This is a genomic window from uncultured Ellagibacter sp., from assembly GCF_934617235.1.
Lineage (GTDB): Bacteria > Actinomycetota > Coriobacteriia > Coriobacteriales > Eggerthellaceae > Ellagibacter.
Window position 1 is genome coordinate 1 of record NZ_CAKTTZ010000068.1, and the last position, 7274, is coordinate 7274.

7 protein-coding genes are annotated in these 7274 nt (G+C 60.1%); 2 read left to right on the top strand and 5 right to left on the bottom strand.

What is annotated here, in order from left to right:
* The coding region (locus Q0G85_RS09895) for a sugar phosphate isomerase/epimerase (RefSeq protein ID WP_297157513.1) at positions 1-902 on the bottom strand (902 nt) is incomplete at its 3' end.
* Positions 902-2317 (bottom strand): alpha-isopropylmalate synthase regulatory domain-containing protein, encoded by a 1416-nt coding sequence (locus Q0G85_RS09900; protein WP_297157516.1) that lies wholly within the window; start codon positions 2315-2317, stop codon positions 902-904. The genes Q0G85_RS09895 and Q0G85_RS09900, both read right to left, overlap by 1 nt.
* 627 nt (positions 2318-2944) lie before the next feature.
* Between Q0G85_RS09900 and Q0G85_RS09905 the strand changes: the two genes are divergently transcribed.
* Positions 2945-3484 (top strand): hypothetical protein, encoded by a 540-nt coding sequence (locus Q0G85_RS09905; RefSeq protein WP_297157519.1) that lies wholly within the window; start codon positions 2945-2947, stop codon positions 3482-3484.
* 210 nt (positions 3485-3694) lie between these two features.
* Here the strand turns inward: Q0G85_RS09905 and Q0G85_RS09910 are convergent, their stop codons facing one another.
* Entirely contained in the window at positions 3695-4117 is a 423-nt protein-coding gene (locus Q0G85_RS09910) for a TIGR04076 family protein (RefSeq protein ID WP_297157521.1), read from the bottom strand.
* 303 nt (positions 4118-4420) lie between these two features.
* Here Q0G85_RS09910 and Q0G85_RS09915 point away from each other — a divergent pair, with 303 nt between their 5' ends.
* Positions 4421-4960, top strand: coding sequence for a GNAT family N-acetyltransferase (locus tag Q0G85_RS09915; RefSeq protein WP_297157524.1), 540 nt, complete (start codon positions 4421-4423; stop codon positions 4958-4960).
* 62 nt (positions 4961-5022) lie between these two features.
* Here Q0G85_RS09915 and Q0G85_RS09920 read toward each other — a convergent pair whose 3' ends face one another.
* Positions 5023-5748, bottom strand: coding sequence for a tRNA (N6-threonylcarbamoyladenosine(37)-N6)-methyltransferase TrmO (locus Q0G85_RS09920; RefSeq protein WP_297157527.1), 726 nt, complete (start codon positions 5746-5748; stop codon positions 5023-5025).
* A 407-nt stretch (positions 5749-6155) separates the two neighbouring features.
* Positions 6156-6944, bottom strand: a complete 789-nt coding sequence (locus tag Q0G85_RS09925; protein WP_297157529.1) for a DUF3825 domain-containing protein — start codon at positions 6942-6944, stop codon at positions 6156-6158.
* Between the last annotated feature and the right edge of the window lie 330 nt (positions 6945-7274).

Sequence of the window (7274 nt, forward strand, 5' to 3'; positions counted from 1 at the left end):
TACTGGTCGGGGAAGCATTCGACCATCTTGTCGAGTACCTGGGGGAAGGTCAAATCGATGAGCTCGTCTTTCTTCCACACGTATTCGCCTGAACCGTCGTGGTTGAGATAGAGCGTGCGGCGCTTGCCGCGGGTGTCCTCGAAGCACTCCATATAGTTCACGAAGTGGGGGAAGATGACCTCCATGTCGGTGAGGTCGGGCATCCACGCGGGGTCCCATTCCAGCGACACGTAGCCGTCGTAGTCGATGGAGGAAAGCGCGCGCACGACCTCGTCGATGGGCAGGGTTCCCTCGCCGACCAGGTTGAAGCTGCCGTCGTCGTCGGAGTCGCGCATGTGTACGTGCTTGATGTAGGCCCCTAAGTTCTTGACGGTTTCCGCGGGGGTCTCGCCGCCTGCGCGGTAGACGTTGTGGGCATCCCACAAGGTGCCCAGGTAGTCGCTGGCGTAGCGGTCCATGATGCCCGCCATGCGCGTGGTGCTGGAGAAGATGCCGCTCGACTCGATCAGCAAGACGACGCCGTGGGACTCCGCGTAGGGCACAAGCTCGGTCAGGGCTGCATGGATAGCGTCCTCATCATCGTTTTGGGCAACGACGACAACTCGCTCGACGCTCGCGGCAGTGGCGAGGTCGATAAGTTCTTTAGCGGCCTGGACCTGCTCTTCTCCTGCCGAGATATCGACTGAGGAGTCGAGCGCGGGAATGCACAGGTCCTTATCGCGCAGGGCACGGGCGGTTGCCTGGGTGTTGTAACGGTCGAGCGGGCCGCCTTTGCCAGTGAAGACGGTGTTGATGATGGGGTTGTGGATCTCGATGCCGGAGAAATCCATCTCGAGGGCGGTGCTCACGAGCTCGTCCCAGGAGTGGTCGGCCCAGCCGCGGGTAGAAAAGGAAAGCTTCATTAGTTCTGCTCCTCGTAAGCGATCTTGTTGAGCGCATTGATATATGCGCGGATGCTGGATTCGACGATGTCGGTGGAAATGCCGCGGCCGGAATAGACCTTGCCGTCGGCGATGAGCTTCACGATCGATTCGCCCATAGCCTCGCGACCTTCGGTGACGGCCTGGATGCGGAAGTCGTCGAGCTCGTAGTGCTTGCCGACGACGGACTCGATGGACTTGAAGGAGGAGTCGATGGGGCCATCTCCCAGGGAGACCGCCTCGACGAGTTCGCCCATCTTGCGCAGCGAGATATGCGAGGTCGCTTTGAAGCTCAGGCCGGAGTTAATGACGTAGCCTTCGAGGACGTAGGTCGGGGGCACTTGCAGGGCGGCGGAGGCCACAATGGCGTCGAGCTCGGTCGCGCCCACGCGTTCCTTGCTGGCGGCAATCTTTTTGAAGGCCTCGAACACCGCGGCGGCGTCCTCGTCGGAGAGGCTGTAGCCCAGGCGCTCGACGTATTGCATGACGGTGGCTTGGTCATCGTCGGCGGTGAGGACGATTCCCTCGGCGACCTCGGACACGGCATCGGTGAAGAGCGCACCCTTGGATCGGTCCTCGCAGCACAGGCGTGCGATTTGGCTCATGGCGCGCTTGAGCTCGGTCACGCGGACGTGGCACTGGGCGTTTAAGGCGTCGGCCTTAGCGCCGAGGATCATCGCCACGTTGTCGAGCGCGATGACGCCCATGGGGTAGGACGTGGCCTTGACCAGGGCGGCACCTGCCCTCACGCCGGCAACGGCGCAGGCGTCTGCCATGTTGAGGTTGTTGGAGCAGGAAATTCCCAAGTCGATGTCGGCAAGCTCCGGGGCGGCTTCAAAGAGCTCGGCGAGGAACTGGGCGAACTCTTCGGGAAGCATGGTGCCGGCGGCGTCGCACACGGTCACCGTCTTCGCGCCGGCGCGGGTCACGGCGGCGATCACCTTGGCGAGGTAGGCGACGTCGGTGCGGGTGGCGTCGATGGCGACGAACTCGACGTCGTCGGTGAGCTCGGCGCACTTGGCAACGGCAGCCGCGGCATCGTCGATGAGCGCGTCGGCCTTCTTGCGCTGGATATACTCCATGCACGAGGGGCTCACGGCGGCCTCGACCTGAAGGCGGACGCTCTTCGCGCCCTTCGCCGCGTTCCACACCGCCTCGATGTTCTCGTCATCCATTTCGACTGGCACGGCAAGCGTGCTGTTCTTCACCAGGGAAGCAATCGATTTGATTCGCAGGCTGTCCACTTTCGAGGACTCGATGCCCTCGACTTCGATGGCGGCAACGCCGATACGGTCGAGAATCTTCACGATTTCAAGCTTTTCCTTAAAGGATAGGGAAAGTGCCTTGGAAGCAGCCGCTTCCCTCATCGTGATGTCACTGACGCGTATGTCTCTCATGTATGGCTCCTGACTTATACCAATGTGTTCTTGGAAAGTGCCTGCGACGATCCCAACCGAAATGTGCGGGCAGTCAAACACCTACCTTAGCGCTAAAGAATGCATTATTGCACGTCATCCGCAAGCGAGCTGCACAAACTGTCGATTTTTGCGGTAAATAGCTGTATCGCTTATGCGCTTATACAAAACTCGATCTCAACCTCACCCTGCTTGAAAGGACGCGCTCGCGGTTTTGCACCGTCAGCTCTCCGCCGATGACGTGAACCTGTCCGAATGACATGGATCGCGTTCCGGTTTGCGGTGCATCAAGAGCCATCGCCAGAGCCCTTTCCGTTGCTTCGCCAAACTTTTTGCCCCATGTGCGCAGGTTTTGCCGCAGCCTGCTCGTTCGTTTCCGATACATGGAGGAGCGCATCTCTGTAAGGTCAAGTCAGAGAGGTGCGGCTTTTTCCGATCTTCTCGTCTTCTGCTGCCCCTCGTAAAAACCTGCGCGCGCAAAAAGTTTTCAGGGACAAATCGTGCCGTAACACGTCGAGCCGAATCGCTGCTACGATATCCTTGAGCAGCTCAGGAGGTTCACATAAAAGCGGGGAAGTTAAGCGGCGTTTAGCAAGGTGAGGAGTCAAGATGAGAAAGCTCGTGGCGGCATTGCTGGCTGCGTGCCTGTTCGGGGCGCTTGCCCTTGCGGGGTGCTTCGCGGGTGGCGAGGTCAAAAACGAAGGCTGCGAAGTTACGAGGGTAATCCTTGTGAGCACCGGCGGGGACGTGAATACGCTCGATGCCTACGTGTTCGAGCCCGAACCGTCTCTCACGCATGTCTCTCTCGCGCCCGACACCGATTTTTCCCATATGGGGGAGGAGTCTCCCTGGCCGGAGGAAGCGGAACTCAGCAGAGAGCGACTTGCCATCTCCGATTCCGACTGGCGAAACGTTGTCGGCGTCGTCGACGAGGTCGACTTCATGTCCCTTCCCGAAGTGATTGAGGTTTCTGGTCTTGTGCTCGACGCGCCGTCTTACTACATCAATGTCAAAACGACTGAAAGCTCTCACGAGTCGGGAGGATACGCCGCTGGGTTCGGCTCGGATGGCCCCAACGAGCGTTTCGACAAGCTGCACGAAGCTTTAAATGATGTCATCGCGAAAGGTGCCCCCAAAGACGAGGCATAGTGGGAAGGAGCGATCATAGCCCCGCTTTGGCGGAAAGCGAACATCTTGCGTTGATTGTGCGTTCGCAAGCTTACGGCGCCAAGCCCTCTTTGCGCCGCCTTCGCGGCATCCCTACGCTTTGCCACTAAAAAGAACACCCTTTGTGCCAGATCTTCGCTCTCGAGGTGTACTTTTTCTCGAACGTGGGAAAAGTCGATTCGTAAGTTGGTGTTATCCCGTGTATGCGTCTTCCTTGCTGCAGGAGAAGTCGTGGGCCGCAAGATACGCCTCGTCCTCAGCGTTTTCCGGAACGTCGATGCGCTCGACCTTGAATACGACAGGGCGGGTGCCGTCGTTGCAGCAAGCGATCATGATGCGCTCGTCGCTGGTCCAGTTCTTCATGATAGCGCCGCCTGCAAGCGCCGTGTAGATGTAGCGGCTGATGGCATCCCATGCCTCGGCGCAGGGGAATGGCGGGTTGAGCTCTCGCCCGAAGTGGTAGAAGTCGTCCTTTCCGGCCTCGCGCTCGAACAGGTATTCCTGCCCCACTTCAAAACAGGGGCAAGGTCCGCTTTCGGGGTCTGCGAGATAGTCCTTCTGGAGCTCGGGGAACAACTTCTTATCGATGACTGTCGCTCTGCACTTGTGTTTCAAGGCGGCCCCTTCCTCGTGGTGCGCGCGGCGTTTTCCTCTGCGAATCATTACAGCATAGTAGCCGCTGATTGCATCTGGAGATTGCGCTGGTGGCGATGGGCTTGCGGTGTAATCGTTGGATTGGGAAAGAAAGAGGGGAAGGCTGCTCTATCCTGTTCGATGGCGGAAATGCACGCCGATTGTGTGCGCTCGTCGACGAGGTCGGTAGCTGGGACAACGCTCGTCGGTGCTTCGGCGAGGCGCCAGGATTGCGCTTCGATTTGCGGCATAAGGGGATAGATGAAGAAAGCGAGGGGATGGCTGATGATGTTAGAAACCGAAAGATTGCTCTTGCGTTCTTGGAAGGAATCCGATGCTGAGGACCTCTATCGCTATGCCAGCGACCCAAAAGTGGGCCCTATCGCAGGGTGGCCTGTTCATTCGAGCGTCGAGAACAGCCGAGAGATTATCCGCGACGTCTTTTCCGCCGAGGAGACGTACGCGGTGTGCCTAAAAGAGGACAGGCGAGCCATCGGAAGCATCGGCCTCATTCCGCCCCAGCAGACTCAAGTCGCCACGTCGTCTACGGAGAGGGAGATAGGCTTTTGGATCGGCATCCCGTTTTGGGGCCACGGCTACATTCCGGAAGCAGTTCGCGAAATCCAGCGGCATGCTTTCGAGGACCTCGGCTGCACAGCGCTTTGGTGCGGCTACTACGATGGCAACGAGAAGTCGAAGCGCGTCCAGGAGAAGTGCGGGTTCATCTTCCACCATACCGAGGAAGGCGTCGATTGTCCCCTGGTTGGCGACGTGCGCACCGAGCACTTCACGTATCTTGCCCGGGAGAAATGGAGTCTCGTGTAGGTTCCGACCGTCCTTCGGGTGCGACGTGCACTTCGTCAGGAAGACGCGCGGGAGGGCGGAGCCTAGCTCACGCGGATGACGTGGAGCGCATCCCCGTCGACAGTGAAGGCGACATCGAGTGAAGAGTAGGCAAGATGACACACGCGTGCGGGGTCGTGCTTGCTGCCCGCCCGCCGCGGATCTTGCCTCAGCACTTCGATCAGGCCGGCGAGTTTGGCGGGGTCGATCGATTTGCGAAGCTGATCGGGGAAGTCGACTGCAAGCTCGTGCCACGGTGCGTCTTCTATCCATCCGCCGTGGGCGTCGGGATGGCAATCGGCGAAGGGGATATAGGGCTTGATATCGAGAATTGGCGTGCCATCTCGCAGGTCGGCCCCGAGGACGTGCAGCACGGGGCCCGCGTCCGTGCGTTCCACTCGGTCGAGCTTCACGCAGCTTAAGCCCAGCGGGTTCGGCCTGAAAGGGCTGCGCGATGCGAACACGCCCACTCGTTCGATGCCGCCGAGCCGCGGAGGCCGCACGGTCGGCGACCACGAGGCGGTTGTCCCGTTCTTGTAAAGCGTAGCGGCGTCTTCTGCGATGTCGTCGGCGGTTCCGCCGGGCACGCCGTTCTCGAATTGCCAGATCAGCCAGAGGTGCGAGAAGCTCTCGATGCCCGCAACCGCGGATTCAAGGGCGAATTCGGGTTCGAACAGTATGCGTCCGTGCAGATGGGGCGCGAGAAAGCTGTTGCGAGGAATGCCGAACTTCTGTGGCAGGTCGGTGCGGATATGTGCTATCGGCTTCATGCTTTCCCCTTGGAGTGGCTGGCTTGGCGTGGCTTGGTGTTTCGCTTATTGCGGCTGGCGTTTTCCGACTCGATCGCGTTGCGGTCGGCGAAGTAGGTATTATAGGCGCATCGGAGGAATTCGGGAAAGAACCCCTTGAGGCGGATCGCGTCCCGATTTGTGGTGTGGCAAGGGCCATCGCCAGAACCGCCGGCCGCCCTGCCGCGAGAGCCTCGGGACCTTCCCGTGAATCCGGGGAGAGCCTGCGAACCCGAGGGTATCCCCGTGAATCCGGGGAGCGCCCGCGAACCGCCTCCATCTCCAAACCATCGAGAAGCGGTACTCGGCGAAAGCTCGGCCCAGCTTCTTGCTCGCTCCCCGTCCTGGAAGCGTCGGCTAGGTTCAGCGCATCCAAGGCAAGCCAGCTTCTACCGCTTAATCCACGAGGTTTCGGGTCGGCAGATGAGCCGCGCGTTGTTGTAGGCCATCTCGATCGTAAGGCAGGTGCGCGCGGCGTAAAACCCGTCCTCGCGCTGGATGGTTAGCGCCAGCTCGGGTTTGTCGCTGGTCAGGCACAACGGCAGCAGCAACTGGATCCGGCCGCCATAGAACTGCGGCACGGCGAGCGTGTAGTTCGCAGCGGCGCGGCGGGCGGCTTCGACGACGGCGCCCTCGAAGGCGCGGCGCAGCAGCAGCGAGTTTTCTTCCCCCATCAGACTGACAGGAATGCGTGTCAGGTTTTCCTCGTCGCCTAAGATGTGGTCGATATTCGACCGAATGGGCAGGCGGTAGTCGAAGACGAGTTCGGAAGGGTCCTCAGCAAAGTGTACCCGGCAGGGAAGGTACTCGAAGGAGACCAGCATGGGGTCGCTCTCTTTGAAGAAGCCCTTCAAAAACCAATACTGGCGCGCGTCGGGTTTGGTGTTGGGCTCGAACAGGCCGTAGATGGACTCGTAGCGGCGCGTGTACAGGCCGGTGTTGAACAGGCAGCGGCCGTCATCGAACACCAGCGGCAGGTTGGAAGGCGCGGTCTGGTCCGCGTCTCGCTCGGTTAGGAACACCGCGCGGCTAAACGAGAACGACAGGTAGTTTTTAAGGATGCGGTTGCCAGGGCCCCAGTCCTCGGGGTCGGCGAGGTCGACCAGGCGGTCGTAGCAGGGCTCAGGGCAAAATGCGAAGTCGTAGAGGTTGCTGCATAGGGTGCTAGGTATCTCCATGTGGCGTCCTTTGGTATCTGGGCGATCGATCGGCATGATTTTACACATAAAGGAGGGCTGGTGTTCCGATTCTCCTAAACATTGTACGAAGGCTTCCGCCGCAAACCGATCCGCGCCTGTGAGGTGAAGCGCCAAGTGCCTGACCCAGCCCCGACGTGAGACAAATCACCCGACCCTCATCCCATTGCCAGGGCATCGGCGCCAACGCGTGGACGCAATGGCGAACATTCCGAAATCGGCTCTGTCATGGGCGCAGATCGCGTCCCGATTTGTGGTGTATCAAGGGCCATCGCCGGAACCGCCGGCCACCCTTGCCAGGCGAATGCTACC